This is a genomic window from Sulfitobacter sp. 1A12056 (genome assembly GCF_043558125.1).
In the GTDB taxonomy this organism is placed as follows: domain Bacteria; phylum Pseudomonadota; class Alphaproteobacteria; order Rhodobacterales; family Rhodobacteraceae; genus Sulfitobacter; species Sulfitobacter faviae.
In genome coordinates this window covers 183645-209520 of the sequence record NZ_JBIFFY010000001.1, presented here as the reverse complement: position 1 = coordinate 209520, position 25876 = coordinate 183645, and the positions used below count along the sequence as shown (strand labels likewise).

The window sequence follows — 25876 nt, the reverse complement described above, 5'->3', positions numbered from 1 at the left end:
AATTTGGCCCATTTAGGATCACATTTTAGGGCAGCTTTTGTGGGGTGTATTAAAGGCTGGAGGCCCAGCCAAACGAGAAAGGTTTTCAAAGCCATATATATTCAGCTGAAGAGCTGGCGGAGGAGGTGGGATTCGAACCCACGGTACGCTCTCACGCACGCCGGTTTTCAAGACCGGTGCATTCGACCACTCTGCCACTCCTCCGCAGCACGCTCCTCCTAGAGCGCCGGGATCGATTCGGCAAACGCACATTTTCGAGGCCAGCCCCCCGCGCGCCTTTGGGGAAATTCGCCGATCTGCCCTGCGCGGTCTTTTCAAGCGCTGCCCGGTCGGGTTACTCTGCGCCAAAGCCCCTTTCAGAGGGGCGCAGGGCGTGCCGATCCAACGGCGCGACATTCTCGCGGGACATGGGTCGCGGCGCGCGACGACAGCAGGCAAGGACATCAAGGGCATGAGCAGGGACAATCAACCGTTGCGCATCAAGAAAAGCCGCGCGGCGGGCTTGGGCGTGGGCATTCTGACAGTTGGTTTGCTGGCCGGTTGCGAGGGTGGCGATTTCAAACTCCCCTTCGGTGCAAACGAAGGCGCCAGCGCGCCGCGCAGCACCTCGACCAAATTGGTGGAACGTGATGTCGAAGCACCTGAGGTCTTCTCAGCCACGGATGAGGGTCTTTGGGACGGGCGCCCCTCGCTCGGCGGGGTCTGGGTGGCGCATCCGGACGTCACCGAACCTGAGCGCGTGATCGTGCGCAATGAGGCGAACGGCAAATTCGTCATCGGTGCCCTGTTCCGGCGCGAGCGGGAGCTGCCGGGGCCGAAGCTGCAAATCTCTTCGGATGCCGCCGCCGCGCTTGGCATTCTGGCGGGCGCTCCGACGCCGCTGAACGTAACCGCCTTGCGGCGCGAGGAAAGCGCCGCCCCGGAAGAGAGCTTTGAGGCCGAGAATAGCGGTGACGTTGCAGCCACTCTTGCCAGCCCTGCCCCTGTCACCGCCACCGCGCTGGCCCCTGCGCCGACGGCCAGCACCGCTGCCACTGCCACCGCGAGCGCCAAACCGGCGGCCAAACCGCCCGCCCCTGCGGCCCCGAAACCGGCGCGCCCGGCGGCTGGTGCGAAACTGTCCAAACCCTACGTGCAACTGGGCATCTTCAGCGTGGAGGCCAATGCCACCCGCACCGCCAAACAGATGCGCGGCGCGGGCATGGTGCCCACCGTCAAGCAAAGCGCGATCAACAACAAACCCTTCTGGCGCGTGGTGATCGGCCCCGCCACCAGCAAATCCGAACTCGATACCCTTCTCAAGAAGGTCAAGGCCGAGGGCTTTACCGACGCCTACGCCGTGTCGAACTGACAAACCGGAGGAAATGCTTCCTATGATCCGCCTTTTTGCCGCCGCCGTGGCGCTGGTGCTGACGCTCCAGCCTGCCGCCGCTTTCGATACCCGCGCGACCGCCGCCTATGTGTTGGACCAGACCACAGGCACCGTGCTGCTGGCCAAGAACGCGGATGAGCCGCTGCCGCCCGCCTCCATGTCCAAGCTGATGACGCTCTACATGGCCTTCGAGGCCGTGGAACGTGGCAAGCAGAACGGCGGGCTCGATTTGGTTGAGAAACTGCCCGTCTCGGAGCACGCCATGTCCTATGGCGGCTCGACCATGTTCCTCGACACCACCGACCGCGTCTCTGTCGAAGACCTGATCCGCGGGATCATCGTGCTGTCAGGCAATGACGCCAGCGCCGTGATTGCCGAAGCGCTGAGCCCCGATGGCACCGAGTACGGCTTTGCCCGGCTGATGACACAGCGCGCGCAGCAGATGGGGATGACCAATTCCACCTTCGCCAATTCCAATGGCTGGCCGCAGGCGGGGCATCTGATGTCAGTGCGCGACCTTGGTCTGCTGGCCAACCGCATCATCACCGATTTCCCGCAGTTCTACCCGCTTTTTGCAGAGCGTGAGTTCGCCTTCGATGGCCGTGCGCCGCAGAACAAGACCAACCGCAACCCGCTTTTGGGTCTGGGCATCGGCGCGGATGGCTTGAAAACCGGCCATACCAATGAGGCGGGCTATGGGCTTGTCGGTTCGGCCAAACAGGGCGACCGCCGGGTGATCTTTGTCCTTTCGGGTCTCGACAGTGCCGCTGCCCGCGCGCAGGAGGCTGAATCGGTGGTCAACTGGGCCTTCCGCCAATTCACGCAGCGCGATCTGGGCGAAGCGGGCACCCGCATTGCCGAAGCCCCCGTGGCCCTTGGCACGACCCAATCGGTCGGGCTTGAGCTGAAAGACGATCTGTCGATGCTGGTGCCTGTCACCGGCGGGGATGAGATCGAGGCCGAGGTGATCTACACCGGCCCTTTCCAAGCGCCGATCAGCAAGGGGGACGAATTGGGCGAACTGGTGGTCGACCGGGGCGATTTGCCCGCGATGCGCGTGCCGCTGGTGGCCTCAACCTCCATCGCGCCGGGCGGGTTCATGGTCAAGATGACCGCCGCCGCCCTGCACCTGATGAACCGCCTCAACGCCGGGCCGCAGGCAGCCCCCAGCGTGGAAGCGGAAACTTCGTGACCAGCGCAGAGAAGGCCCGCGCGCCGGGACTCTTCGTCACTTTCGAAGGCATTGATGGCTCTGGCAAATCCACCCAAGCGCGGCTTTTGGCGGATCACCTGACGGCACAGGGCCATGACGTGGTGCTGACCCGCGAACCGGGCGGCAGCCCGGGGGCCGAGGAAATCCGTGCGCTTGTCTTGCAGGGTGATCCCGACCGCTGGTCGGCGCAGACGGAAATCCTGCTCTTCACCGCCGCCCGCCGCGATCATCTGGAACGCACCATTCGCCCCGCGCTCGACGCCGGAAAGGTCGTGATCTGCGACCGTTTCGCCGATAGCACGCGGATGTATCAGGGCCTTTCGCGCGGCGATCTGCGGCAGATGGTCGATGACCTGCATGCGCTGATGATCGGGGTAGAGCCTGACCTGACCCTCTTGATCGACATGGATCCGGCCCATGGCCTTGAACGCGCCCTCTCGCGTCAGACGGCAGAGGAGCGGTTCGAGGATTTCGGCGTGGAACTTCAAGCCAAGATGCGCGCGGGTTTTTTGAGCCTCGCCGAGGAATTCAGCGACCGCTTCCATGTGATCGACGGGGGCCGCGACATCGACAGCGTGGCCCGCGACGTGTCCGCCTGCGTGACCGCGCGATTGGGCTGATCCACGCGCCCTGCCCGCTTCCCTCTGCGGCGAAACATGCTAGACCGAGGCCATGACAGACGACGCCCCCCAGCCAGACCGTGTGGAAGGTGCCCGCCACCCGCGCGACACGCCGAAACTGATCGGCCAAAGCGCCGCCGAGGCTGCCTTTCTCGACGCTTTCAACAGCGGCAAATTGCACCACGCATGGATGCTGACCGGCCCGCGCGGTGTGGGCAAGGCGACGCTGGCATGGCGCATCGCGCGGTTTCTTCTGGCGACCCCCGACCCCGATGGCGGGATGTTCGACCTGCCCCCGGCCGAGACGCTTGAGATCGACCCCGAGCACCCTGTCGCCCGCCGCGTCGCCGCCGGGGCCGAGGCGGGGCTGAAATCCGTCACCCGCACGCTGAACCCCGACACCAAGAAAATGCGCAAGCAAATCGTCGTCGATGACATCCGCGCGCTGAACGGTTTTTTCCAGATGTCCGCCGCCGATGGGGGCCGCCGCGTGGTTATCATCGACGACGCGGATGAGATGAACCCCAACGCCGCCAACGCGCTGCTGAAGATGCTGGAGGAACCGCCGGAACGGGCCGTGTTGCTACTGCTCAGCCACCAGCCCTCCAGCCTTTTGCCCACGATCCGCTCACGCTGCCGCACCCTGCGGCTCGGCACGCTCGACGCGGCTCAGATGGCCGAGGCGCTGGACGGCTCGGGTGTGGAGGTTGAAGACGATCCCGCCGCCCTGGCCGAGCTTTCCGGCGGGTCGGTCGGCGGGGCGCTGCGCCTGTCGCTGATGGGCGGGGTGAAAACCTATGCCGATCTCGTCGGCCTGATCTCTTCGCTGCCGCAACTCGACCGGGGCCGCGCCATTAAGCTGGCCGAAGCCGCAGCACAGCGCGGGGGGGAGGCGAAACTCGACCTGCTCTTTACTCTGCTGGACCTGCTGCTGGTGCGTCTGGCCCGCACCGGGGCCACCGGTGCGCCGCCCGCGCAGCCCGCCTGCGCCGATGAGATTGCCGTGCTGCAACGCCTTTCGCCCAGCCCCGCACAGGGGCGCGCATGGGCCGATGCGGCGCAGCAGATATCCGACCGCGCCCGTCACGGGCTGGCGGTGAACCTTGACCCTGCCGCGCTGGTCCTAGATACCCTGCGGCAGATAGGCCAGACGGCGCCAAGATAGCCGAAAGGACAGCATGACCGACACGCCCCAGATCACCGACAGCCACTGCCACCTCGATTTCGAGAGCCTGCAAGAAGACCTGCCCGGCGTCATCGCCCGCGCGGCGGAGGCTGGCGTCACCCGCATGGTCACCATCTGCACCCGGCTAAAGAACGAGCCCAGCGTGCGGGCCATTGCCGAGGCGCATGAGCCGGTGTTCTACGCCGCAGGCACCCATCCGATGTCCGCCGCAGAAGAGCCGATGGCTTCGGTCGACGACCTTCTGACCCTTGCTCAGCACCCCAAGATGGTCGGCATTGGTGAGACCGGCCTCGACTACCACTACACCGCCGAGAGCGCCGAGGTGCAAAAGACCTCTCTGCGCATCCATATCGCCGCGGCGCGGGAAAGTGGCCTGCCGCTGATCATCCATGCCCGCGATGCGGATGACGACATGGCCCGCATCCTGCGCGAGGAACATGCGAATGGCGCCTATAGCTGCGTCATGCATTGCTTCTCCTCCTCCGCTGAACTGGCCCGTGCCGCGCTCGATCTGGGGTTCTACCTGTCGATGTCCGGCATCACCGCCTTCCCCAAATCGCAGGACCTGCGCGATATTTTCGCCGCCGCCCCGCTCGACCGTATTCTGGTGGAAACCGACGCGCCCTATCTCGCCCCGCCGCCGCATCGCGGCAAACCGAATGAGCCTGCCTTTACCGCCCATACCGCCCGCCGCGCGGCTGAGACCTTTGGCCTCGACTACGCCGATTTCGCCGCCCACACGCAGGAAAATTTTGAGCGTCTCTTCGCGAAAGCCGCCGCTTGGGAGCCTGCGCGCTGATGGCCGACCTGCGGGTGACCATATTGGGCTGCGGCTCTTCCGGCGGGGTCCCGCGGATCGGCGGCCACTGGGGCGCTTGCGACCCGAATGAGCCCAAGAACGCCCGCCGCCGCTGCTCGATCCTTGTGGAGCGGGTGACGGAGGCAGGCACGACCACCGTCTTGATCGACACCTCCCCCGACATGCGCAGCCAACTCTTGGACGCAGGCATCGGGCGGCTCGATGCGGTGATCTATACCCATTCCCACGCGGATCACGTTCACGGGCTGGACGATTTGCGCATGGTGGTGATGAACATGCGCGCGCGGCTGCCGGTCTGGGCCGATGCGCCCACCCGAGACGCGCTGATCGAACGGTTTGGCTATGCCTTCGTGCAGCCCGAATGGTCCAGCTACCCGCCCATCCTCGATATGCATGAGATCACCGGCGAGGTCAGCATCGACGGCCCGGGTGGCACCCTGAAATTCGCGCCCTTCACCGTCACCCATGGCAATATCGACGCGCTCGGTTTTCGCTTTGACGATATCGTCTATCTGCCCGATGTCTCAGCCATCCCTGAGGCGTGCTGGCCGATGATGGACAACCTGCGCTGCTGGATCGTCGACGCCCTGCGGCGGGAGCCGCATCCGACCCATAGCCATCTGGCGCAGACCCTTGGCTGGATCGATCGGGTGGCGCCGCAGACGGCGGTCCTGACCAATATGCACAACGACCTCGATTACCACACCGTCGCCGCAGAGACGCCGGATCACATTCAACCGGCCTATGACGGGCTGACCCTTCATTTCCCCCTTCCCCATTCAGACTAGGCAGCGCCGGGCGCGGGCCTGAGGGTCGGCGCCCCCGCCGCACCCCATAAGGCCCCTTTCAAGTGCAAACTCTTTTAGACGTCATTCTGCCGGTCTTTCTGGTCATCGGTTTTGGTTATGTTGCGGTCTGGCGCGGGCTCTTCCCCGTGTCTGGCATCGATGGGGTGATGAAATTCACCCAGAACTTCGCCATCCCCTGCCTTCTGTTCCAAGCCATCGCCCGCATTGACCTGTCGAGCAGCTATGACCCGCGCCTTTTGGGCAGTTTCTATGGCGGCGCGGCGCTTTGCTTTGCGCTTGGCGTCCTTGGCGCGCGGCTCTTGTTCCGCCGCGATTGGGAAGACAGCGTGGCGATCGGATTTTGCTGCCTGTTCTCGAACTCGATTCTGCTGGGCCTGCCGATCACCGAACGCGCTTACGGGCCCGAGGCGCTGGCCGGGAACTATGCGATCCTGTCGTTCCACGCGCCCTTTTGCTACGGTCTGGGCATCACTGTGATGGAATTCGTGCGCAACCGCGGGCAATCTGGCCTGTCGCTGCTGCGCAATGTCAGTCGGGCAATGTTCCGCAACGCATTGGTCATCGCGATCCTAGGGGGCTTTGCCGTCAATCTCAGCGGCCTACCGATCCCCGGCGTGGTGGATGACGCGCTGTCACTGATCGTCCGCGCCGCCCTGCCCGCCGCGCTTTTTGCGCTTGGCGGCGTGCTGCTGCAATACAAGCCCGAGGGCGACATGAAAGCGATCCTCATGGTCTGCGCCATCGCCCTTTTGGTGCACCCCGCGCTGGTCTGGAGCTTTGGCACCATGCTGTCGCTGCCGCAGGCCGGTTTCCGGTCCGGTGTGCTGACGGCGGCGATGGCACCGGGGTTCAACGCCTACATTTTCGCCAATATGTACGGCCGCGCGCGCCGTGTGGCGGCCAGCTCCGTGCTGATCGCGACGGGCAGTTCGATCCTGACAGTATGGCTTTGGCTGACGGTGCTGGGCTGAGCGGGCCACGCCTGCGATATCATTGATTTACCGGGAAAAGTGGTGCGGGTGAAGGGACTCGAACCCCCACGCCATAGGCGCCAGAACCTAAATCTGGTGCGTCTACCAATTCCGCCACACCCGCACTGCACCAACCGGTGCCCGCGCTGATTAGCAAACCCGCGCGGCAGATGCGAGAGCAAAAAAGCACAAGACATTAACCGGATGTTTGCATATGGTTGGTGATACCTGAGGCAGGTACAATAGAAAGAGACGCCCATGAAACCGAATACGGTCGGGTGCGTAGGCGGCAAAGATCGCCATGGGGGGCAGTTTTCCCCTTTCGCTGCGCTGGACACCGGTCTTGTGCAGGGCGCCCTTATTTTGACGCTGGATGGTGAAATCCCGGTTGAGTATCTCTCGGTCGGGGATCGTGTCATTACGCGCGACAGTGGCTTTGCAAAAATCCTTCATATTCAACGCACAACCCGCAGCGTGCGGCGCATCGCGCTGGCAGCGGGATCACTAGGCCACACGCGGCCCGAACGCGACGTCGCGCTCGCCGGGGATCAGATGGTGCTGGTGCGGGATTGGCGCGCGCGGGCGCTTTTCAATTCCGAACGCGCCTTGGTCGCGGCGCGGGCCTTGGTCGACGATGAATTCATCACCGATTTGGGGGAGGAAGAGACGACCCTGATCCAGATATTCTGCGACGGCCCGCATGTGATCTACGCCGATGGGCTGGAGCTTGGCACAGCCGATGCCGCCCGCGCCCGCGGCGCTGTGTTGCACGCGGCCTAAACCCCCAAGTCCCGCAGCACCTGCGGCATCAGATCGGGCAGGTCCTCGGCGATCAGCCCCGGCCCGTGCAGCAGCGCTGCCTCGGCATGTATCCATGCCGCGGTGGAGGCTGCTTCGACCGGGGCGCTCCCCCGCGCGAGCAGCCCGGTGATAAGCCCCGCCAAGACATCGCCCGCCCCAGCGGTGGCCAGCCAAGGGGTTGCACGGTCTTGGGTCGCATGGTGGCGCCGCACCTCCCCCTCGGGCGTGGCGATGATCGTCTCCGGGCCTTTCAACAGGATCACGCAACCGAACCGCGCGGCAGCCTCGCGCGCGGCCTGCGCCTTGGCCCCCTCCTCATCGGCCTTTGCTGCCTCGGCCAGATCTGGGGCGAGCCGGGCGAACTCCCCCATATGCGGGGTCAAAACGCAGCCGTCGTGCAGGGCGTCGCGCAGATCCGCATCTTGCGACAGCAGGGTGATCGCATCGGCGTCCAACACGATATGCAGCGCGGCGAGGGCTGCTTTGACAAGCTCCGCTGCGCGCGCGCCCAATCCCAAGGCTGGCCCCAGGCAGAGCGCGTTGATCCGGCTGTCTTCGAGCGTTTCGGACAATCCCGCGCCATCCGGTATCCGCTGCAGCATGACCGCCGTGAGTTGCATCGCCGCTTCAAGCTGCGCGGCGGGCGGCACGCCCAAGGTCACGGCCCCTGTCCCGATCCGCAGCGCCCCGCGCGCCGCCATACGCGCGGCCCCGGTCTGGCCCGGCCCGCCGGATAGGACGAGCGCATGGCCGTGGTCATATTTATGCCCCGGCTCTTTGCGCAGCAAATCGACGTTCAAGCTCTCGCGGGTGATCTCGGAAATACGCATGCAAAGGGATCTAGCAACTGCCGCCCAAAGGTACAGCCCGGAGCCGATTCACGAATGCTTATTTTTTAGGCGCGTTGCGCAAATTCTCAGCGCCCCTTGGCAAATGCATCCGCCGCGCCATGTTACCCCCTGCCCGGCGCTGGACGTTACGCGGGCGGGATGCTCTGTCGAAACCAGAGCATAAATGCGCGGGAATTGTCAGGGGATTACCATGAAAAAGATCGAAGCCATCATCAAGCCGTTCAAACTCGACGAAGTCAAAGAAGCCCTTCAAGATGTGGGTGTTCAAGGTCTGAGTGTGATTGAAGTGAAAGGCTTCGGCCGCCAGAAAGGCCACACCGAGCTCTATCGCGGTGCGGAGTATGTTGTAGATTTCCTTCCCAAAGTGAAGGTCGAAGTGGTATTGGATGACGATCAGGTCGATGCCGCTATCGAGGCCATCGTCGACGCCGCCAAGACGGAGAAAATCGGTGACGGCAAAATCTTCGTTTCCCCTGTTGAACAAACAATTCGCATCCGTACCGGTGAATCCGGTTCAGACGCACTGTGACAACGGCCCTCGGGCCCAGACTACGAATAGACCATAAAGGACCTACACGATGGATACCCAGGAATTCCTGAGCAAAATCAAAGATGAAGGCATCGAATATGTCGACATCCGCTTTACCGACACCCGCGGCGCCTTGCAGCACGTTACCATCGTGAGCGATCTGGTCGACGAAGACTTCCTCGAAGAAGGCTTCATGTTCGACGGCTCCTCCATCGCAGGTTGGAAAAGCATCGAAGCCTCCGACATGAAGCTGATGCCCGACGTCAGCACCGCCTATGTCGACCCCTTCTATGCCGAAACCACCATTTGCCTGCACTGCTCCATCGTTGAGCCCGACACCGGCGAAAGCTATGAGCGTGACCCCCGCGGCACTGCCGAGAAGGCCGAAGCCTACCTGCGTTCTTCGGGCATCGGCGACAATGCCTACTTCGGCCCCGAGGCTGAGTTCTTCCTCTTTGACAACGTCAAATTCTCTAACGAAGTCAACAAGGTATCCTACGAAGTTGACGCGTCCGACGGTTCGTGGAACACCGACACCGACTATGAAATGGGCAACATGGGCCACCGCCCGGGCCTCAAAGGCGGCTACTTCCCGGTGAACCCGGTGGACGAAGCGCAAGACCTGCGCGCCGAGATGCTCTCGACCATGAAGCGCCTTGGCATGAAGGTCGACAAGCACCACCACGAGGTTGCCTCCTGCCAGCACGAGCTGGGTCTGATCTTTGGTGAGCTGACCAAACAGGCGGATGAAATCCAGAAGTACAAATATGTGATCCACAACGTGGCCCACGCCTATGGCAAATCGGCGACCTTCATGCCGAAGCCGGTCTTTGGCGACAACGGCTCGGGCATGCACGTGAACATGTCGATCTGGAAAGACGGCAAGCCGCTGTTTGCGGGCGACAAATACGCCGACCTCAGCCAAGAAGCGCTGTGGTTCATCGGCGGCATTCTGGCCCACGCCAAATCGCTCAACGCCTTCACCAACCCGACGACCAACAGCTACAAGCGTCTGATCCCGGGTTTCGAAGCGCCCGTTCTGCGCGCCTACTCCGCGCGTAACCGTTCGGGCTGCGTGCGTATCCCGTGGACCGAAAGCCCCAAGGCCAAGCGCGTTGAAGCCCGCTTCCCCGATCCGGCGGCGAACCCCTATCTGGCGTTCTCGGCGCTCTTGATGGCTGGCCTTGACGGCATCAAGAACAAGATCGACCCGGGCGAGGCGATGGACAAGAACCTCTATGATCTGCCCGCGGAAGAGCTGGCGGATATCCCGACAGTGGCCGGTTCGCTGCGCGAGGCGCTGGACGAGCTGTCCAACGACATGGACTATCTGCTGGCCGGTGACGTGTTCACCCGCGACCAGATCGAAGGCTATATCGGGTTGAAGATGGAAGAGGTTCTGAAATTCGAACAGACCCCGCACCCCGTTGAATTCGGCATGTACTACAGCTGCTGATCAGCCACCGGCCCCGCGGGGGCGAGAGAGAAGATCGAAAGGGCGCGGTTCATTCCGCGCCCTTTTGCGTGGCACCCCTCGGAACAGAGCCTGCCCTACCGCGTTGCCTTGGCAGAGCAGCAAAGAAGGAGTGCGCATCATGGCCGATGATTCAACGGCGCTGACGGATGTTGTCGATGAGTTGAAAGACGCCTCCGAGGGGAAAGAGACCGTTGAAGTTGGCCAATTGATCGACGCGCTCGACCAGCGCGGCTATGGCCCCGCCCTTGCCGTGCTGCCGCTGATGGAGCTTACCCCCCTTGGCGGCATCCCCGGCTTTCCCACTGCGCTGGCCATTCTGGTGGGGCTCCTCGCCCTGCGGATGCTGCTGGGGTATGAGCATTTCTGGGCCCCCAACTGGCTGCGCAAGCGCACATTGGATACCGACAAGGTGCTGAAATCCGTCGAATGGCTGCGGCCCGTCTCGCAATGGATCGACGACAAGCTACAGGCCCGGCTGTCGCGCATCGCAGGCGCCACCGGTCAAAAGGTTGCCTGTGTCGTCATCCTTTGCCTGTGCTTTGCCGTCCCCCCGCTTGAGGTTGTGCCCTTCGCCACCTCCGCGCCGATGATCGTGATTTCCATCTTCGGGCTCGCGCTGCTTTATCGCGACGGGCTGCTGATGCTGCTGGGCTTTATCGGGGCCGGGATCGCGGCTTTTGCAGGTGCCTCCTATTTTCTGGGCGGCTGACCGCCCCGCGCCCCACCATCGCCATAAAAGGGCCATAGCACCCAAGCAGTCTTAACCAAGACCCTGCAGAGGAACCGGATAAGATGGCGATTTCCACGACGACATTTAATGAACGGCTGCTGCGCATCGAACAGCGCGCCAAACGCGCCGACAACAAACACCGCCGCGCCAAGCGTAGCCGCAAAGGGCTGATGTTTCTGGTCACAGTCGGCCTGCTATTCGGCGGGGCGAGCTTTGCCCAAGACAGCGCGCCGCAGGTCAACGTCTGGGCGGGCACCGCCATGGAATATATCCGCGCCCTTCTGCCACGGTGAAGGCCAAAGATTTCTCTTTCCTTTGCCTACCTAGTTGAACCGTTTTCCATATGGGCTAACCTTTGCACGACACATAGACGCAGAGGGTCAAACTCATGTTCAAAACACTTTTCACCACCACCGCGGCCATCTGCACCTTCATGGCCGCGCCGACTTTGGCAGCGCAATGCGGCAATACGGCCAATGGCTTTGAGGCATGGAAAGGCGCTTTCGCCCAAGAGGCCCGCGCCGCAGGCGTCGGCCAGCGCGGCTTGGACGCATTGGCAAGCGCGCGCTACGCCAATGGCACCATCGCCGCCGACCGGAATCAGAAATCCTTCAAATACTCCCTGTCCAAGTTCATGCAGGTACGCGGCGCGGATACGATCGTGGCCCAAGGCCGCAAACGTAAAGCCCGCAACGCCGCGCTCTATAACGCGCTTGAGCAGCGCTATGGCGTGCCTGCCGGTGTCCTGCTGGCGATCCACGGGATGGAAACGGGCTTTGGCGGTTTCATGGGCAATAGCGCTGTCGTCTCGGCCATCACCACGCTGGCCTATGACTGCCGCCGCTCCGACTTTTTCGTGCCCCATGCCATCGGCGCACTGAAACTGGTCGACCGTGGCGCCATCACCTCCAACACCAAAGGCGCGAAACATGGTGAGCTGGGCCATACGCAATTCCTGCCCGGTAACGCGCTGCGCTATGGGGTTGACGGCAATGGCGACGGTCGGGTCGATTTCTACAATCAGGTCGACGCGTTGGCCTCTACCGCCAATTTCCTGCGCCAGAAAGGCTGGCAGCCGGGGGCGGGCTATCAAGAGGGTCAGCCGAACTTCCGCGTTATTCAGGCGTGGAACGCGGCGGGGGTTTATCAAAAGGCCATCGCCATCATGGCCAGCCGCATCGACGGCTAACAGCCCACTTAAACTATGTTAAGCGGCGGCGCGTCCCAATCGGGGCGCGCCGCTTGCGTTTGTGGGCTCGGCGGGCTTCTGCGCCTGTTTAATTCCTATAGGCCAAAGGGTTCCCAGCATTCTTTTGCCCCGGCGGGGGAACCGCCCGCGGCGTCAGTCGTTGGACTGTAGATAAGATAACTGCTGCAGACGAATGGAGGGACCCATGCACGGAATTTTCTACCTCATCGGCCTGATCGTGGTCGTTCTCGCGATCCTGAATCTCGTATTTTAAAGGAGGTTACCATGCCCGACAACAACACCACACAGACCCAAAGCGCCGCTGCCAAAGAGCAGGCGACCGCTGCAAAAGACAAAGCTGCCGCCGCCGCGAGCAACGCCGCTGAATCCGCCAAGGCGCAGGCCCGCGACGTGGCCGACACCGTATCCGCCGAAGCGACCAACTATGCCTACCAAGCGCGCGACACCGCCGCTGACGAGGTCAAAGGCGTGGCCTCTGCCCTGCGCACTGCAGCTGATGAGCTGCGCAGCGGCTCCCCGCAGGAGCGCAGCTTTAGCCAACTGGCCGACGGCCTTGCCGATGTCTCTGACAGCATGCGCGACAAGGACTTGGGCGAAATGATGGGCGACCTGAACGGTTTCGCCAAGCGCAACCCGATGGTCTTCCTCGGTGGCGCTGCCCTTTTGGGCTTCGTGGCCACCCGTTTTGCCAAAGCGTCCAGCGACCGGCCCCAAGGCGGCTATGGCGGCACCGGCGTCGAATATGACGACGACGACCGCATCGACCGCCCGATGACCGGCACGGCGCCCACTGGTGCCGCAAGCACGGTGCCCGGCCGCACTGCCGCCCAGCCGACAACTCAGCCTGCCGCGCCCAACGTCGTTACAGGAGATAAAGTATGACCACCGAAAGCAATAAATCCGCCGGGAGCCTGCTGACCGAAGCCCTCTCCCACGTCAGTTCGCTGATGCGCAAAGAGGTCGATCTGGCCCGCGCCGAAGTGAATGAGAACCTGAAACATGCGGGCGTGGCCATTGGCCTGATCGTCGGCGCCGTGGTTGTGGCCCTCACCGCCCTGAACGTGCTGAGCGCCGCCCTCGTGGCCGCTCTGACCGAAGCTGGCATCGCCGCCGGTTGGTCCGCCGTGATCGTGGGCGTTCTTCTGGCCATCGTCGCCTATGTGATGATCCAGAAAGGCACCAATGATCTGAAGCTCAGCAGCCTTGCGCCGAGCCGCACCGCCAAAAACGTCAAGCGTGACGCAGAGACCATGAAGGAGGTCTACGATGACAAATGACTCCAGAAACCCCGAAGAAATTGAACGCGAAATCGAGCGGGAGCGTGCCGGTCTGGCCGATACGCTGGACGATCTGCAAGACCGCTTTTCGGTCGAAGGTATCGCGCGTCAGTTTTCTGACCAGTTCCGCGAGCATGGCGGCGACTGGGGTCGCTCCATCTCTGACGCGGCCAAGCGCAACCCGGTCGCATTGGCGCTGACAGGTGCGGGCCTTGCGTGGATGATGTTCGGCAGCGGCAACAACCGTGACCGCCGGGGCTACGAAGGTCTGGACCGCGACCGCGCACATCCCGTGCCGGTGCCGGTAACCAATACCGAAAACCGCCCCGCCGTGCGCGATGCGCGTCGTTCCTCTGCCCCCGCAAGCGCCTATGCCACCAGCTATGGCTCCGAACGCGGCGCTGCCGACGATGTGCCTGCTTGGGCCCGTGACGTGCATCACGACGATGATGATGGCCGCGGCTTCGGCGATCGTGCCCGCTCTGCCGCAGGCAGCGTGAAAGGGGCCGCAGGCTCCGCCGCGAGCGGTGTATCCGGTGCCGCAGGCTCTGCCGCCGGTAGCGTCAAGGGCGCTGCAAGCTCGGCTGCCGGGCGTGCCCGCTCCGCCAGTTCCTCGGTCGCCAGCGGCGCCCGCTATGCCCGTGACCGCGCCTCCTATGGCACCCGTTCCGCCGTGGACAGCATCCGCAGCACCGCCAGCGGCGCCGCCCACAGCGTACGCGACAGCGCGAATGCCGCCAATGAGCGTGCCCATGCCCTGCGGGACCGTCTGTCGGAAGGCACTGAAAACATGACCGCCGAAGCGCGTGAGCGTATCGTGATGGCCCGTGCTCGCGCCGTGGATGCGTGGAACGCCAGCGGCCGCTATGCCCGTCAGGGCGGTGAACGCGCCTCGGACATGTTCGAAGAGCATCCGATGGTCGCCGGTGCGCTGGCCCTCGCAGTGGGAGCCGCAATCGGCGCCGCCCTGCCCCGCAGCCGCACCGAAGACGCCTATATGGGCGAGCACAGCGATGCGCTCTTTAACGAAGCCGAGCGTATTTACGCGGAAGAGCGTGACAAGCTGGGCAAGGTCGCCAAAGCCGCGACGGATGAGGCAGGCAAGGTCTTGAAAGAGACCAAAGACAATGCCGATGCCGCCGCCGACGAAGAGACCGCCGCCGATGCCGCCGTGAAAAAGGCAAAGGAAAGCGGTCAGCGCGTCGCGGACGCCGCTAAAAGCGAAGCCGACAAGCAAAAGCTCGGCGACGTGAAGAGCTAAGCCAAGCCACGCCCGCTCCCGGCCTCGGGGGCGGGCATATTTTACGATACGAATTAAACGTCAAAGGACCAGATATGGCGCGCGGACGGAAAGCGGAAACGCCGATGGAGATACCGGCCCCCGGATGGAAAGACATCCTGTTGCGGGTCAAGGATGAGATCGCCGCCGATCATGTGTCGCTTGTCGCCGCTGGTGTCGCCTTTTACGCGCTGCTGGCGATTTTCCCTGCCGTGACCGCTCTGATGGCCCTCGCCGGATTGGTGATGGAGCCCGCACAGGTCACCGCGCAGCTTGAATCCCTAACCAACCTCATTCCCGAAGAAGCCGCCAATATCATCCTCGGCCAAGCCGTCGCCGTGACCGGGTCGGAAGAAACCGGTCTGGGCTGGGCCTTCTTGATCGGTCTGGCCCTCGCGCTCTACTCCGCGTCCAAGGGCGTGGGCAGTCTGATGGAAGGTTTAAACGTCGCCTATGACGAGGATGAGACCCGCGGTTTCGTCTCCAAACTGATCTGGACACTTGGCCTCACCCTCATGTTGATCGGCGTGCTGCTCTTGGGCCTTGCGGCCACGTTGGCTGTGCCCGCTGTGGTCGCCTTTCTCGCCCTACCCGATTGGGTCGAGACGCTGCTCACCTATGGCAGCTGGGTGCTGCTTGCCGCACTTACCGCGCTCGCGCTGGCCGTGCTCTACCGCTACGGCCCTGCCCGTGACGATGCGGAGTGGAAATGGCTCACCCCCGGCTCCATCATCGCCTGCATCTTGTGGATCGTCGCCTCCATCGGGTTTTCGATCTACGTCAGCAACTTCGGCAGCTACAACGAAAGTTTCGGCAGCATGGCCGGGGCGATCATCCTGCTGATGTGGCTTTGGATCTCGGCCTTCATCGTGCTTCTGGGGGCTGAGTTCAATTCCGAGATGGAGGCCCAGACCCGTAAGGACAGCACCACCGGCCCCGATGAGCCAATGGGCCAACGCGACGCGGTCAAGGCCGATAAGCTGGGCCGCGCGAAGGGCAAATAGGAGAGTTCTCATGCCACCGCGCGCACTTTGGAAAGGTCAACTTCGCCTCTCGCTGGTGTCGATCCCGGTCGAGATATTCTCGGCCACCAAGACCAGTTCCAGAGTCTCCTTCCGGCAAATTCACAAACCCTCGGGCAAGCGGGTCCGCTATGAGAAATCCGTGCCCGGCATCGGCCCGGTCAAGGCCGAAGATATCGTCAAAGGCTATGAGGTCGGCAGCGACGAATATATCCTGCTCGACCCTGATGAGGTGGATGAGATCAAGCTAGAGACGAAAAAGACCTTTGAGCTGGTGCAATTCGTCGATGCCTGCGAAATCTCTCCGCTCTATTTCGACAAACCCTATTACATCACCGCTTCCGACGATCTGGCCCAAGACGCCTACCGCGTGGTGCGCGATGCGCTGCGCCAATCCGGCAAGGTTGGTTTGGGGCAGGTCACCATGCGCGGCAAGGAATATCTGGCCTGCGTCAAACCCTGCGGCGACGGGCTGTTGATGGAGACGCTGCACTATGCCGATGAGCTGCGCGAGGCGGATCAGATTTTCACCGATATCGGGGACGACAAGACCGACAAGGAATTGCTCGATGTCGCGACTTCGCTCATCGACAAGAAAACCGCGCCTTTCGACGCCTCCGCCTATACCGACAAATACGCCGAAGCGATGCAAAAGCTGTTGGATGCGAAGGTGAAAAATAAGAAGACCCCGCGCGTGCAGACCGGGGATGACAGCCCCTCCGAGGGCGAGAATGTGATCGACCTCATGGGCGCGCTGAAAGAGAGCCTGAAAGAAGCAGGCGGCGGGAAATCCAGCGCCAAGAAAAAGGCGCCGCGTAAGAAGGCCTCGTGATGGCCAAATCCCCAGACAGGCTGGCCAGCTACAACGCCAAACGCGATTTCGAGGCAACCGCCGAACCCCGTGGTCAGATAGGCAGTGGCGCGGGGCAAAGTTTCGTCGTCCAGAAACACGACGCCACCCGACTGCACTATGACTTTCGCCTTGAATGGGAGGGGGTGCTGCTGAGTTGGGCTGTCACCAAAGGCCCCTCCCCCGACCCGTCGGAAAAACGTCTTGCCGTGCGGACGGAGGACCATCCGCTTGACTATGGCGGCTTTGAGGGGACGATCCCCAAGGGGCAATATGGCGGCGGTACGGTCATGCTTTGGGACCGGGGCACATGGATGCCGCAGGGCGATGTGGCAAAGGGGCTGGAAGACGGCAAGCTCAAGTTCACGCTGCAAGGCCAGCACATGCAGGGCGGTTGGACGCTGGTGCGGATGCGGGGCCGGGAAAAACGCGAAAATTGGCTGCTGATCAAAGAGCGCGACGACTATGCCCGCGACCTGCCCGATGGGCTGACCAAGGGCACCGCCCGGTCGATCACCACGGGCCGCACCATGGCCGAGATCGCCAAAGACGCCCCCGCCAAAAAGGTCGCCGACCCGCGCCCCAAGCGCAAAGGCAAGAACCCCGCTTTCGTCAAACCCCAGCTTGCCACCCTTGTTGCCGACGCGCCCGAGGGCGACGGTTGGATGCATGAGACGAAGTTCGACGGCTACCGCTGTCTGGTGTCCCTGGGCAAGGGCGGCACGCGGCTTTTCACCCGCTCCGGCAAGGATTGGACCGATAAGTTCGGCGCGCTTGGAGCCGCCTTCGATCCGCTGCCCTGCGACCGGGCGCTGTTGGACGGAGAGGTCATGGCGGCCAAGATCAACGGCTCGGCCTTCTCTTCGCTGCAAAAGGCGCTGAAAGAGGGGCATCCGCTGGTCTTTTACGCCTTCGATCTGCTGTCACTCGACGGTGAGGATTTCCGCGACGCGCCGCAGATGGACCGCCGTGCGCGTCTGGCGCAGTTGCTATCCGGCGTGCCCGCAGGCGGGCCGCTGCGGCTGAGCGAGCATGTCATCGGCCATGGTCCCGAAGTCTTCGACCGCGCCTGCAAAGCCGGAGCTGAGGGGATCATCTCCAAACGCGTTGACGCGGCCTATTCCGGCAGGCGCAGCAAAAGCTGGCTCAAAATTAAATGCACCCGGCGGCAGGAATTCGTCATCATTGGCTATTCCCCCTCCGACAAAAAGGGCCGCGCCTTTGCCTCGCTCCTGCTGGGCAGCCATGAGGACGGCGAATTGCGCTACAAGGGCCGCGTCGGCACAGGGTTTTCCGAGGCGGTGATGGCCGACCTCGCCCGCGCCATGACCGCCCGCAAGACCCCGCCCGCAAGCGATGTGCCAACGGAGGTGGCGCGCGATGCCAAATGGGTCCGCGCCGATCTGGTGGCCGAGGTCGATTTTGCCGAGTTTACCGACGATGGCGTGATCCGGCACGGAAGCTTTCTGAGCCTGCGCGAGGATAAGGACGCGGGCAGCGTGACCTTGGAGGAACCGCAAGAGGAGCCTAAAATGGATAGCGACAGTAAGATCGGCGGCGTGCAGATCAGCAATGCCGACCGCAGAGTCTTCCCCGATGCGGGCTGCACCAAAGGTGATGTGGCACGGCATTACGAACGTGTCGGGGAGCGGATGATCGACCTCATAGGCCACCGTCCGCTGTCGCTTTTTCGCTGCCCTTCGGGGATTGATGGGCAATGTTTCTTTCAAAAACACGACAGCGGCGGGATGCCCGACGCGCTGTCACGCGTCTCGATCGAGGAAAGCGATGGCGACGCGGCGGATTACCTCTATGCCACGCGCCCCGAAAGCTTGATCGCGGCGGCGCAGATGGGCAGTCTGGAATATCACATCTGGGGCGCGCGGGTGGATCGGCTGGACCGCCCCGACAGGCTGGTCTTTGACCTCGACCCCGATGAAGGGCTGGATTGGGCCGATGTCCGAGCGGCAGCGTTTGAGCTGCGCGATGCGCTGGCGGCCCTCGGCCTGCAATCGGGGGCCATCGTCACCGGCGGCAAGGGCGTGCATGTCTGGCTGGCCCTGCGCCGCACGCGCGGTTGGGAGACGGTCAAGCTTTTCGCCAAGACCTTTGCCCATGTCATGGCGGCGCAGGACCCCGACCGCTATGTCGCGACCATGTCCAAGGCCAAGCGCAAGGGCCGGATTTTCATCGACTGGCTGCGCAATGAACGCGGTGCCACGGCCATCGCGCCCTATTCCCTGCGCGCGCGCACCGGTGCGCCGGTCGCCGTGCCGGTGACATGGGAGGAACTGGAAAACCTCGACAGCGCCAACGGGTTTCGCATGAGCGATATCGCCGCGCGGCTGGATCGGCCCTGCCCCGCGCTGGCGGTGCAAGACGATCTGCAATCGCTGACCGATGGGGTGATCGACAAGTTGCAGGAATGGTCTGAAACGTGAGGCAAGATTGGCCGCGAGGGTGCGCGGCCAATTTCGTTTTACTGCCCGAGCGCTTGGCCCAGATCGGCACCAAGATCTTCGACATCCTCGATCCCGACCGACAGGCGCAACAGCCCCTCAGGGATTCCGGTATGCGGCTCGATCGTGTGGCGATGCTCGACAAGGCTTTCCACCCCGCCAAGCGAGGTCGCGCGGTGGAACAGCTGCAACCGCCCCGCCGCTTTCAACGCCGCCTCGGCCCCGCCTTTGGCGACAAAGGACAACAGCCCGCCGTAGCCCCCGTGCATCTGCTGCGCGGCCAGCGCATGGCCGGGGTGGTCCGGCAGGCCGGGGTACATCACCTGTTCCACTTGCGGATGATCCGACAGAAACTCGGCCAATGTCATGGCATTGCGGGACATCTCGCGCATCCTGAGCGGGAGGGTCCGCATCCCACGCGCCAATAGCCACGCCTCCATCGGGCCAATCACCGCGCCCGCCTCATTGCGGTCATCGCGGATCATCTGCCAGCGCGGCGTCTCGGCGTCTTTGGTGGCGAGCGATCCGGCCAGAACATCGGAATGGCCGTTGATCCCCTTGGTTGCCGAATGCATCACGATATCCGCGCCATGCTCCAACGGGTGGCTCAGCACGGGCGAGGCCGCGGTGCTGTCGACCACCAGCGTCGCGCCCACCTCATGCGCGGCGGCAGCGGCCCCGGCGATATCGGTGATCCGCAACCATGGGTTCGACGGCGTCTCGATCAGGCAGAGGTCAGGCTTTTCGGCGCGGCATAGCGCGGCAAAGGCATCAAGGTCGCTTGCGTCCACCTCATGCAGCGCGATCTGCCGCCGGGCGCAGAAATCGCGGATCCATTTCGTCGTGCCCCAGTAAATCTGGCTCTGCACCACCACGCTCGCGCCATTGGGCACGGTGCGGAACACCGCCGCGATGGCCGCCATGCCCGAGGGGAAGATCAGCGTCTCGTCGGCCCCTTCGAGCGCGTTCAGGATACGCTCCGCCACACGGGTGTTTTCATTGTGCGAGCGCAGATAGACGTTGTCAGGATTGACCAGATCGTAATTCTCGTCCCGCAGATAGGTGGTGGCGAATTGCACCGGCGGCACCACCCCGCCTGACGCGGGATCGACGGCGCCCGCGGCTTGGGCCGCGATGGTGGCAGGGTGCAGGTTCGGTTTGGGGGGCTGGGCCAAGATATGTCTCCGACAGGGGTTTTGCACAAGTCGTATACAAAGCAACAACCGGGGGCAAATGCGATCACGCGCAGTGCTTTCGCGTCACGCTTGGGTGAGCGCGCGGCCCCGGCCCTTGATCCGCCCGCTAGAGATGTCACCTTTACCTCAAGCAAATTGGAGAGCCTCATGGCCATCGAACGCATCACCTTTCCCGGCCCGGGCGGCACGGAACTCTCCGCACGGTTGGACATGCCGGAGGGGCCGCATCTGGCGACCGCGCTTTTCGCGCATTGTTTCACCTGCGGCAAAGACATCCCCGCCGCGCGGCGCATCGCGGGCCGTTTGGCGGCGATGGGGATTGCGGTGCTGCGCTTTGACTTCACCGGGCTAGGCCATTCAGAGGGCGATTTCGAGGAAACTTCGTTCTCGTCCAACGTCGATGATCTGCTCGCCGCTTGCCGCTATCTGTTGGGCCGTGACATGGCCCCCGCCCTTTTGATCGGCCATTCACTGGGCGGCGCGGCGGTTCTGAAAGCCGCAGCCCAGCTGCCTCATGTCAGCGCTGTTGCCACGCTCGGCGCGCCTTTCGATCCGGCCCATGTGACCCATAACTTTGCCGAGAGCCTGCCCGAGATTTCTGCCAATGGCAGTGCCGAGGTCAATCTCGGTGGGCGGCCCTTCACCATCAGTCAGGGGTTCATCGACGATCTGCAGGGAGCCACGCTCGCCCCCGATATCGCTGGGCTGAAAGCCGCGCTGCTGGTGATGCATGCGCCGCGCGATGAGATCGTCAGCATCGACAACGCCGGACAGATTTTCATGGCCGCGAAACACCCCAAAAGCTTTGTCACCCTCGACGATGCCGACCACCTGATCACCCGCCCGCGCGACGCCGAATATGCGGCAGAGATCATCGCCACATGGGCGGATCGCTACATGTCGTTGAAATCCCCCGCCCCGCCGCCCGGCGCGCCGGAAGGCATCGTGCGCGTGACCGAAGCGGATGCCGATGGGTTCTTGCAAGACGTGAACGCAGGCCCGCATCACCACGCACTGGCGGATGAGCCTCGGGCCTATGGCGGCACCAACCGCGGCATGTCGCCCTATGGGTTTTTGTCTGCCGGATTGGGGGCTTGCACCTCGATGACCATCCGCATGTATGCCCGGCGCAAGGGCTGGCCGCTCGACGGCGTGAGCGTGGATGTCTGCCACGACAAGGTGCACGCGCAGGACGCATGCACAGGCGCGGCAGAGAAGATCGACACTTGGCGGCGGCGTATCCGGCTGGAGGGGGATTTGACAGAGGAACAGCGCCAGCGGTTGTTGGAGATCGCGGACAAGTGTCCGGTGCATCGGACGTTGGAACGGAGTTCTACGGTGGTGACCGAATTGCTTTAGCTACAACAGGTTTACCATCCCGGCCCGGAATCAAGCCGCAGGCGCCGGGCCATCGTCTCCCCGCCCGTCACGCCAAAGGCGTGCCGATATACACTGGCGCACCTTTGGTGCGACCGGGTAGGCGATTTGGTGAGGCTGGGCGTAACCTCGCGAGCGCACATCATGGTTGAGCCATAAAGTGGCACCGACCTACGTATGACCGCCGACCCGCGGGCAGGCGATGGCCCTCGTCACCCTCCCCCCTCAGACTTGTCCTTAACCCCAAGTCAGTCTATGCCGCCCTTGACCCATCCCCTGTCCTAAAAAGGTGCGCGCATGATCCCCCGCTACTCCCGTCCCGATATGGTTGCCGTTTGGTCGCCGGAAACGAAATTCCGCATCTGGTTCGAGATCGAGGCCCATGCCTGCGACGCCATGGCCGATCTGGGCACCATCCCGCGCGAAAACGCCGAAGCCGTCTGGAAAGCCAAGGACGTCGAATTCGACGTGGCCCGCATCGACGAAATCGAAGCCGTGACCAAACATGACGTCATCGCCTTCCTGACGCATCTGGCCGAACATGTCGGCAGCGATGAGGCGCGTTTCGTGCATCAGGGGATGACCTCCTCCGACGTGCTCGACACCTGTTTCAACGTGCAACTGACCCGTGCCGCCGACCTGCTGCTCGACGGTATGGACAAGCTGCTTGCCGCGCTGAAGAAACGCGCGCTTGAGCATAAAGACACCGTGCGCGTGGGCCGCAGCCACGGCATCCACGCAGAACCCACCACTATGGGCCTCACCTTTGCCCGTTTCTATGCCGAGATGGACCGCAACCGCGCCCGCCTCGTCGCCGCGCGTGAGGAGATTGCCACCGGTGCGATCTCGGGCGCTGTCGGCACTTTCGCCAATATCGACCCGCAGGTCGAAGAGCACGTCTGTGAGAAATTGGGCCTCAACCCCGAGCCGATCTCGACCCAAGTCATCCCGCGCGACCGTCATGCGATGTTCTTTGCCACGCTCGGCGTCATCGCCAGCAGCATTGAAAACGTCGCGATCGAGATTCGCCACATGCAGCGTACCGAGGTGCTGGAGGGGGCGGAATTCTTCTCCATGGGGCAAAAAGGCTCCTCGGCCATGCCGCATAAGAAGAACCCGGTGTTGACCGAGAACCTGACCGGTCTGGCCCGCCTCGTGCGCATGTCGGTGATCCCGGCGATGGAAAACGTGGCGCTTTGGCACGAGCGCGACATCTCGCATTCCTCTGTCGAGCGTGGCATTGGCCCCGATGCCACCGTGACGCTGGACTTCGCCCTGCACCGTCTGGCGGGCGTCGTCGACAAAATGCTGATCTTCCCCGACAACATGCTGGAGAACATGAACAAATTCCCCGGCCTCGTGATGAGCCAGCGGGTGCTTCTGGCCCTGACCCAAGCGGGCGTGAGCCGCGAAGATGCCTATTCCATGGTGCAGCGCAACGCGCTGAAGGTCTGGGAAGAACGGCTCGATTTCCGCGAGCTGCTGCTGGCCGATGAAGAGGTCGTCGCCGCCCTCGGCGAAGATGGCATTAATGAGAAATTCGACATGGGCTACCACACCAAACATGTCGACACGATCTTCAAACGCGTCTTCGGCGCGTAAGGCGATCATCCTATTGCTTTGAGATTGGCGCGGGTGGGTGTACCCTATCCGCGCCTGTCAAAGGAGCAAACGACATGAAACTCGCACTGACACTCGGCGCCCTCATGGCGCTCACGGCCCCCTCCCTCGCCCTTGCTTCGGGCTGCGTCCATGACAAACAGGTCATGACCTGTGCGGAGGGTATGAAACTCGACATCAGCAGCGGCACCTGCGTGCCGGACGCCACCGCCTGAGCTTTCCACCGGCGGCAAAGTAAATGCCCCCTGCCCGGGCATCTGACGGCTGACCCCGGCCTATGCTGCTCGGCATGGCTTGTTGCGCGCGTCGGCGCAGGCTATGTCAGGAAAAGTTTAACAGCCTGTCAGAGCCCATGTCGGACCCAGCCACCAAAGCCAAAAAGCCTTATCCCTTCGGTCGCCGGGCCCGGCATTACCTAAGCAACCTGCTGATCGTCGGCATCATCCGCACGGCTTTGGCCCTGCCCTATAAGACGCGGGTCGGCTTTGTCGGCGGATTGGTGCAGCATATTCTGGCCCCGCTCGCGGGCTACCGCCGCCGGGCGCTGGACAATCTTGAGCATGTCTGGCCCGAGATGCCGCTTGCCCGTCGTGAGGAAATTGCCACCCGCTGCCTCAACAATCTCGGGCGGTCTTTTATCGAGAATTATTCCGCCGAGGACTTTCCCAAACGCATGGCCGAGATCGCCCCACAGGGGCCGGGCATGGCCGCGCTGGAAGAGGCCAACCGCACGGGCCAGCCGGTGATCCTCGTGACCGGGCATTACGGCAATTACGAAGCGGCGCGGGCCTCCCTCGTGGCGCGGGGCTATGATATCGGCGGGCTCTACCGCAAGATGAAGAACCCCTATTTCAACGCGCATTACGTCAAGACGCTCGAAGCTTTCGGCGGGCCGGTGTTCCCCCAAGGGCGGCGCGGCACGGCGGGCTTCGTGCGGCATCTGAAACAGGGCGGTCGGCTGGTGCTGCTGTTCGACCAACATGTCATCCGCGCGCCGATCCTCGACTTTATCGGCAAGCCTGCCCGCACCGCCATCTCGGCGGCGGAATTGGCGCTGCGCTATGACGCGTTGCTGATCCCCTTTTACGGCATTCGTCAGGACGATGGCGTCAGCTTTGACGTGGTGCTCGAAGCGCCGGTGCCGCATAGCGATCCGATGACCATGACGCAGGCGCTGAACGACAGTCTGACCGCGCATGTCACCAAGACGCCGGAACAGTGGTTCTGGGTGCACCGCCGCTGGCGGCCCCACGAAACCTAACGGCGCGCCTTACTTGGCTCGCGCGGCGGCAAGGATCGCCCCTGGGCCGCCCTGCTCTTTGCGCTGAACGATGACCACGACGGGCAGATCGCCCTCAGCATCGGCACGCAGTGACAGCGGCGCGGCCCCGTCCCACTCCGTCAAGACCTGCCAGCCCTGCACCACATTGCTGTGCTCCATGACATGGCCCGCGTTTTCACCCCGGGTGACCTTGGTCCGCTCCATCGGGGAGTAGCGCAGCATGTGGACCTGCATCGGCCCCACGCCTTTGGCCAAAGGTTCTGCCGTGATCTCAACCGCTGCACCTGACCGCGCGACCGTCAGCGCCACCGTCAGCGCCACCTGCGGCGCGGCCTCTGCGTGACGTTCGACCGCGTCCATCAGTTTCATCGGTTTCGCGCCGACGATATCGGTCTGCCCCTGCACGATCAGCTCAGGCGTATAAACGCTGCGCCGCCCGCCGACAGCGGCATAGCCGCGCTGACGCTCGGCATGGGCCGGATCGCCAAAGGGATCCTCCCAGCCGATGTAATCCCAGTAATCCACATGCAGCGCGAGCGCGATGATATCCTCCCGCTCGGCCAATTCGGCGAGCATCGCATCGGCATCGGGGCAAGAGGAACAGCCCTGAGAGGTAAAGAGTTCGACCACCACAGGCTGCTCCTGCTGAGCCTGCAAGGGCTCGGCCAGCAGCGAAAATGCGGCAAGGACGGGAAAAATCAGGGGCTTCATAAAATTCCAGACGGATCAATATCGCGGTGATGGGTTTGGTCTAACGGCTGGGAGGGTAAAATACCAATCAACCTTTGTTGAAACGGCCGTTAGCGCCCACAGCCTGAAATGCGCAAGATGCCCCCTTCAAATTCGGTACACAATGGTATACAAAATCGCGCGAAACCGCCTGATAACAGTTGAACCGCCGCGCCCGTAGTGGCATTGAGACGGC

Annotated in this window: 26 protein-coding genes and 2 tRNA genes; 23 read left to right on the top strand and 5 right to left on the bottom strand. The window is 63.1% G+C overall.

Features of this window, described 5'->3' with window-relative positions; translation table 11 throughout:
• Positions 1 to 114 precede the first annotated feature (114 nt).
• Positions 115 to 204: transfer RNA gene (locus ACGYLD_RS01025), tRNA-Ser, on the bottom strand.
• Between the two features lie 247 nt (positions 205 to 451).
• Between ACGYLD_RS01025 and ACGYLD_RS01020 the strand changes: the two genes are divergently transcribed.
• The 7 genes from ACGYLD_RS01020 to ACGYLD_RS00990 all read left to right on the top strand — a co-directional run bounded on the left by ACGYLD_RS01020 (position 452) and on the right by ACGYLD_RS00990 (position 6991).
• Entirely contained in the window at positions 452 to 1351 is a 900-nt protein-coding gene (locus tag ACGYLD_RS01020) for an SPOR domain-containing protein (protein WP_276153905.1), read from the top strand.
• Positions 1352 to 1373: 22 nt separating this feature from the next.
• The gene (locus ACGYLD_RS01015) at positions 1374 to 2564 is read left to right on the top strand and encodes a D-alanyl-D-alanine carboxypeptidase family protein (protein ID WP_394400670.1); all 1191 of its coding nucleotides are present in this window, start codon (positions 1374 to 1376) and stop codon (positions 2562 to 2564) included.
• Complete coding sequence (gene tmk, locus ACGYLD_RS01010) at positions 2561 to 3205, top strand: dTMP kinase (RefSeq protein WP_394400667.1); 645 nt, start codon at positions 2561 to 2563, stop codon at positions 3203 to 3205. The genes ACGYLD_RS01015 and tmk overlap by 4 nt, the downstream gene beginning before the upstream one ends.
• 52 nt (positions 3206 to 3257) lie before the next feature.
• Positions 3258 to 4370 carry a DNA polymerase III subunit delta' gene (locus ACGYLD_RS01005; RefSeq protein ID WP_394400664.1) on the top strand — a complete coding sequence of 371 codons (1113 nt, stop codon included), beginning with the start codon at positions 3258 to 3260 and terminating at the stop codon, positions 4368 to 4370.
• 13 nt (positions 4371 to 4383) lie between these two features.
• On the top strand, positions 4384 to 5190 hold the full coding sequence (locus ACGYLD_RS01000) for a TatD family hydrolase (RefSeq protein WP_394400661.1): 807 nt from the start codon (positions 4384 to 4386) through the stop codon (positions 5188 to 5190).
• The gene (locus ACGYLD_RS00995; protein WP_394400658.1) at positions 5190 to 5999 is read left to right on the top strand and encodes an MBL fold metallo-hydrolase; all 810 of its coding nucleotides are present in this window, start codon (positions 5190 to 5192) and stop codon (positions 5997 to 5999) included. The genes ACGYLD_RS01000 and ACGYLD_RS00995 overlap by 1 nt, the downstream gene beginning before the upstream one ends.
• 62 nt (positions 6000 to 6061) lie before the next feature.
• Entirely contained in the window at positions 6062 to 6991 is a 930-nt protein-coding gene (locus ACGYLD_RS00990) for an AEC family transporter (protein ID WP_276153906.1), read from the top strand.
• 40 nt (positions 6992 to 7031) lie between these two features.
• On the opposite strand, the gene ACGYLD_RS00985 is transcribed toward ACGYLD_RS00990, so the two are convergent.
• Positions 7032 to 7115 (bottom strand) — tRNA-Leu (locus tag ACGYLD_RS00985).
• Between the two features lie 134 nt (positions 7116 to 7249).
• Here ACGYLD_RS00985 and ACGYLD_RS00980 point away from each other — a divergent pair.
• Positions 7250 to 7771, top strand: coding sequence for a Hint domain-containing protein (locus ACGYLD_RS00980; protein ID WP_067266333.1), 522 nt, complete (start codon positions 7250 to 7252; stop codon positions 7769 to 7771).
• Here the strand turns inward: ACGYLD_RS00980 and ACGYLD_RS00975 are convergent.
• Positions 7768 to 8622 (bottom strand): NAD(P)H-hydrate dehydratase, encoded by an 855-nt coding sequence (locus tag ACGYLD_RS00975; RefSeq protein WP_271691635.1) that lies wholly within the window; start codon positions 8620 to 8622, stop codon positions 7768 to 7770. The two genes, ACGYLD_RS00980 and ACGYLD_RS00975, sit on opposite strands and share 4 nt — an antisense overlap.
• 211 nt (positions 8623 to 8833) lie before the next feature.
• Between ACGYLD_RS00975 and ACGYLD_RS00970 the strand changes: the two genes are divergently transcribed.
• The 11 genes from ACGYLD_RS00970 to ligD all read left to right on the top strand — a co-directional run bounded on the left by ACGYLD_RS00970 (position 8834) and on the right by ligD (position 19458).
• A complete protein-coding gene (locus ACGYLD_RS00970) occupies positions 8834 to 9172 on the top strand; it encodes a P-II family nitrogen regulator (protein WP_067266338.1) in 339 nt (112 codons plus the stop codon).
• A 49-nt stretch (positions 9173 to 9221) separates the two neighbouring features.
• Positions 9222 to 10628 carry a type I glutamate--ammonia ligase gene (glnA, locus tag ACGYLD_RS00965; protein WP_168613076.1) on the top strand — a complete coding sequence of 469 codons (1407 nt, stop codon included), beginning with the start codon at positions 9222 to 9224 and terminating at the stop codon, positions 10626 to 10628.
• A gap of 139 nt (positions 10629 to 10767) precedes the next feature.
• Complete coding sequence (locus tag ACGYLD_RS00960; RefSeq protein ID WP_271691636.1) at positions 10768 to 11358, top strand: exopolysaccharide biosynthesis protein; 591 nt, start codon at positions 10768 to 10770, stop codon at positions 11356 to 11358.
• Between the two features lie 83 nt (positions 11359 to 11441).
• Positions 11442 to 11672 (top strand): hypothetical protein, encoded by a 231-nt coding sequence (locus ACGYLD_RS00955; protein WP_271691637.1) that lies wholly within the window; start codon positions 11442 to 11444, stop codon positions 11670 to 11672.
• 95 nt (positions 11673 to 11767) lie between these two features.
• A complete protein-coding gene (locus tag ACGYLD_RS00950) occupies positions 11768 to 12568 on the top strand; it encodes a lytic transglycosylase domain-containing protein (protein WP_394400655.1) in 801 nt (266 codons plus the stop codon).
• 285 nt (positions 12569 to 12853) lie between these two features.
• A complete protein-coding gene (locus ACGYLD_RS00945; RefSeq protein WP_271691638.1) occupies positions 12854 to 13471 on the top strand; it encodes a hypothetical protein in 618 nt (205 codons plus the stop codon).
• Positions 13468 to 13866: a phage holin family protein gene (locus tag ACGYLD_RS00940; protein ID WP_067266354.1), complete on the top strand. Its 399-nt coding sequence runs from the start codon at positions 13468 to 13470 to the stop codon at positions 13864 to 13866. The genes ACGYLD_RS00945 and ACGYLD_RS00940 overlap by 4 nt, the downstream gene beginning before the upstream one ends.
• The gene (locus tag ACGYLD_RS00935; RefSeq protein ID WP_394400652.1) at positions 13856 to 15127 is read left to right on the top strand and encodes a DUF3618 domain-containing protein; all 1272 of its coding nucleotides are present in this window, start codon (positions 13856 to 13858) and stop codon (positions 15125 to 15127) included. Before ACGYLD_RS00940 ends, ACGYLD_RS00935 begins: the two co-directional genes overlap by 11 nt.
• Positions 15128 to 15201: 74 nt before the next feature.
• On the top strand, positions 15202 to 16149 hold the full coding sequence (locus ACGYLD_RS00930; protein ID WP_067266359.1) for a YihY/virulence factor BrkB family protein: 948 nt from the start codon (positions 15202 to 15204) through the stop codon (positions 16147 to 16149).
• A 10-nt stretch (positions 16150 to 16159) separates the two neighbouring features.
• Positions 16160 to 16999: a Ku protein gene (locus tag ACGYLD_RS00925; RefSeq protein ID WP_394400649.1), complete on the top strand. Its 840-nt coding sequence runs from the start codon at positions 16160 to 16162 to the stop codon at positions 16997 to 16999.
• A complete protein-coding gene (gene ligD, locus ACGYLD_RS00920) occupies positions 16999 to 19458 on the top strand; it encodes a DNA ligase D (protein WP_271691642.1) in 2460 nt (819 codons plus the stop codon). The genes ACGYLD_RS00925 and ligD overlap by 1 nt, the downstream gene beginning before the upstream one ends.
• Positions 19459 to 19496: 38 nt before the next feature.
• On the opposite strand, the gene ACGYLD_RS00915 is transcribed toward ligD, so the two are convergent.
• Positions 19497 to 20651, bottom strand: a complete 1155-nt coding sequence (locus ACGYLD_RS00915; RefSeq protein ID WP_271691643.1) for a PLP-dependent aspartate aminotransferase family protein — start codon at positions 20649 to 20651, stop codon at positions 19497 to 19499.
• 168 nt (positions 20652 to 20819) lie between these two features.
• On the opposite strand from ACGYLD_RS00915, the gene ACGYLD_RS00910 reads away from it, so the two are divergent.
• The 4 genes from ACGYLD_RS00910 (at position 20820) to ACGYLD_RS00895 (ending at position 24930) form a co-directional block, all read left to right on the top strand.
• Entirely contained in the window at positions 20820 to 22031 is a 1212-nt protein-coding gene (locus ACGYLD_RS00910; protein ID WP_394400644.1) for an alpha/beta fold hydrolase, read from the top strand.
• Positions 22032 to 22346: 315 nt separating this feature from the next.
• Positions 22347 to 23651, top strand: a complete 1305-nt coding sequence (gene purB / locus ACGYLD_RS00905; RefSeq protein WP_271691646.1) for an adenylosuccinate lyase — start codon at positions 22347 to 22349, stop codon at positions 23649 to 23651.
• A gap of 74 nt (positions 23652 to 23725) precedes the next feature.
• Positions 23726 to 23884 (top strand): hypothetical protein, encoded by a 159-nt coding sequence (locus tag ACGYLD_RS00900; protein WP_162931827.1) that lies wholly within the window; start codon positions 23726 to 23728, stop codon positions 23882 to 23884.
• A 137-nt stretch (positions 23885 to 24021) separates the two neighbouring features.
• A complete protein-coding gene (locus ACGYLD_RS00895) occupies positions 24022 to 24930 on the top strand; it encodes a lysophospholipid acyltransferase family protein (protein WP_394400641.1) in 909 nt (302 codons plus the stop codon).
• A gap of 9 nt (positions 24931 to 24939) precedes the next feature.
• Here the strand turns inward: ACGYLD_RS00895 and ACGYLD_RS00890 are convergent, their stop codons facing one another.
• Positions 24940 to 25662: a thioredoxin family protein gene (locus ACGYLD_RS00890; protein ID WP_271691649.1), complete on the bottom strand. Its 723-nt coding sequence runs from the start codon at positions 25660 to 25662 to the stop codon at positions 24940 to 24942.
• Positions 25663 to 25876: the final 214 nt, after the last annotated feature.